At 73.3% G+C, this 2,928-nt stretch carries 2 protein-coding genes and 1 tRNA gene; 1 reads left to right on the top strand and 2 read right to left on the bottom strand.

All coding sequences use genetic code 11. The features are described from left to right. Nucleotides 1-41: 41 nt before the first annotated feature. Nucleotides 42-1,412, bottom strand: a complete 1,371-nt coding sequence (locus ACZDWJ_RS10475; RefSeq protein WP_463520898.1) for an MFS transporter — start codon at nt 1,410-1,412, stop codon at nt 42-44. A 65-nt stretch (nt 1,413-1,477) separates the two neighbouring features. Here ACZDWJ_RS10475 and ACZDWJ_RS10470 point away from each other — a divergent pair, with 65 nt between their 5' ends. Continuing rightward, the gene (locus ACZDWJ_RS10470) at nt 1,478-2,266 is read left to right on the top strand and encodes an enoyl-CoA hydratase/isomerase family protein (RefSeq protein ID WP_463520897.1); all 789 of its coding nucleotides are present in this window, start codon (nt 1,478-1,480) and stop codon (nt 2,264-2,266) included. 24 nt (nt 2,267-2,290) lie between these two features. On the opposite strand, the gene ACZDWJ_RS10465 is transcribed toward ACZDWJ_RS10470, so the two are convergent. After that, a tRNA-Lys gene (locus ACZDWJ_RS10465) sits at nt 2,291-2,363 on the bottom strand. Nucleotides 2,364-2,928 lie beyond the last annotated feature (565 nt).

The following is a 2,928-nucleotide window of genomic DNA, read 5'->3' as shown; positions in this document are numbered from 1 at the left end:
GTCCCGTGCCAAGCGCACGGTTCGCGTGCCAAGTCCGGCCGTCAGCGCCCCAGCGACGTCCGCCGCGCGACGACGACGGCCCCCAGGCAGCTCACCGTCGCCAGCGCGAAGGCGGCGGGGAACGAGGCGTCCGAGCCGACTCCGCCGACGGCGGTGAACGCCAGTCCGCCGAGCGCGATCCAGGCGGCCGACGACACGGTGTCGGCCATCGCCGCGGCGCCGCTGTTGCGGCCGCGCTCGTCGCCGGCCGACGCGCCGAGCACGGCCGTCGAGACCCGCGGGTAGGCCAGGCCCATGCCCGCGCCGCCGAGGATCCACAGCAGCGGCACCACCCACGCCGGAGCGTGGGTCAGGGCGATGGCGAGCTGTCCGGCGACGCCGGCGAGCACCAGCGCGGTGCCCACCCGGAACGCGACGACGTCGGGCAGCCGCACGCCCAGGCGTCCCTGCACCTGGGAGGCCACCGCCCAGCCGATCGTGCCGACGGTCAGCCCGAGCCCGGCCAGCCACGGCTGCGCGTCGTAGCGCTCCTGCAGCAGGTAGGGCACGTAGATCTCGGCGAGGAAGAACCCCGCGGCCAGCAGCCCGCGCATCGCGATGACGGCGGGCAGTCCGCGCCGGGCCAGCAGCGTGCCGGGCGGCAGCAGCGGACGCACGGCCGCGAGCGTCACCACCACCCCGACGCCGGCCAGCGCGGCGCCGAGCAGCGACTCCGCCTGCCCGCCGAGGTCGACGCTCACCACCGCGAGCGCGACGACGACCGCCAGCGCCAGGCGACGTCCGCCGTCGGCGTCCCGGGCCCCGATCTCCGCGCGACGCCCGTGGGTGCGCAGCGCCGGCACCAGCAGCGCCGTGGCGCCGCCGGCGAGCGCGATGACGCCGAGGAAGACCCACCGCCAGCCGACCGTGTCGGCGATCGCGCCGGCCAGCAGCGGACCGATCAGCGCCGGCAGCACCCACGCCGCCGCGAACGCGCCGAAGACGCGCGGTCGGTCGACGGGGTCGAACACCTCGGCCACCAGCACATACAGCGTCACCGTCAGCGCGCCGCCGCCCACGCCCTGCAGGAAGCGGGCGGCGATGAAGACCCCGATCGACGGCGCCAGCCCGGCGAGCAGCAGCCCGGCGCCGAACACGGTGACGGCGAGCAGCAGCGGCGTCCCGGCGCCGCGCCGGTCGGCGGCCAGGCCGCCCACCACCGAGCCGATGACGCTGGAGGCCAGGGCGATCGAGAACGCCACGGAGTACCACGAGCGGGCGTCGAGGTCGGTGGTGACGGTGGCCATCACGGTGGTGACCGCGAGCGACTCGAACGCCGCCAGGAACACCAGGCTCACCGCGCCAAGGGTCGTGGCGAGGTAGCGCGAGGAGAGCAGGGAGGTGGTCTCCTGGCGCTGCTCCACGGTCGTCACCGAGCCAGCCTGCCACGCACCGGACGTCGTCCCGTCATCCGCCGGGGCTGCCTATCGTGAGGCCCGTGAGCACCCCCGACGCCGCCCCCGCGCCCGTGTCCTACGCCTTCGCCGACGGCGTCGCCCGCATCACCCTCGACGACGCCGACCGTGGCAACCCCGTCCACACCGGCTCGGTGGCCGCGCTCTTCGACGCCGTGCGTCGCGCCGAGGCCGACGGCGCCCGCGTCATCGTGCTGGCCAGCACCGGGCGCTTCTTCAGCGTCGGCGGTGACCTCGGCTCCTTCGGCACCGCCCCCGACATGGCCGCCTACATCGACGACCTCGCCGACAGCCTGCACCGGGTCGTCTCCGAGCTGATCCGCGCCGACGCCGTCGTCGTCTCGGTGGTGCAGGGCATGGCCGCCGGCGCCGGCTTCCCGCTCGCGGCGGCCGCCGACGTCGTCATCGCCGCCGACACCGCCCGCTTCACCCTCGGCTACACCAAGATCGGCCTCTCGGTGGACGGCGGCACCTCGCTGCTCACCCACACCCTCGGCCTGCACCGCACCCTGCGCCTCGCGCTGCTCAACGACGTCCTCTCCGCCGAGGAGGCCCACGCCGCCGGCCTGGTGGCCCGCGTCGTCCCCGCCGACGAGCTGGCCGCCACCGTCGACGAGATCGCGACGTCCCTGGCCGCCGGCGCCGCCGGCTCCTTCGCCGTCACCAAGCGCCTCCTGCGCGCCGCCGTCGAGGACGCCCCCGAGTCGCGCCTGCGCGCCGAGGCCCTCGCCATCCGCGAGCGCGCCGGCAGCGCCGACGGCCGCGAGGGCGTCACCGCGTTTCTTGAGAAGCGCCCGCCGGTCTTCGGCTGAGCGCCCCTCGCGGCGGGGGATCGGTAGGCCCTGTCGGGCTCGAACCGACGACACTCGGATTAAAAGTCCGGTGCTCTACCAACTGAGCTAAGGGCCCGGGGGATGGAAGGAACTGTAGGAGAAACGATAGGAGCAACCCTGGGAGGAACCTGCAGTGGCCTGGTGGCTGCTGCAGGTTTGGCTCGGGTTACTCCTGGAGTTCGGGTGTGCTGGTGGTCGACGGTCGTCGGTGTGTGCTTGTGATGGGTGGACCTTGCGGCGTGGTGTCTTGTCCGCGACGTGTGTTGGTGATGCCGGATGAGTCATCAGATCCGATGTTCGGGATGCCCCGTCTGTAGCTGCCCGGATTGCTGATGCGCGAAGTGGTCGGGTGCCTTCTCTGCGTTGGCCGGCTTCGAGCGTGTTTTCGTGCCGGCCGGCCGGCCGGTCGGCCGGGTCGCGTTAGCCAGAGCGGTGCGTGGTCGTTCACGGTTCTCATCTGGGTGTGCATCGTCTGCTGCAACAGACGGGCGGGCCCCGGCGAGTTCGTGGTGACCGGTTGGACCGGCTCGGCTTGGCCTGGTGATTCGATAGACGTGGCTGAACGGCTGGGATCTGCGAGTCGTGTTGAACCGCCCCGGGATGTCCGGAGAGTTGATTCGTTGGAAGGATCTCTCTCATGG

This window comes from Nocardioides sp. B129/18 (assembly GCF_055282735.1).
The sequence above is the reverse complement of the archived record's forward strand: the minus strand, read 5'-3'. Positions and strand labels throughout refer to the sequence as shown.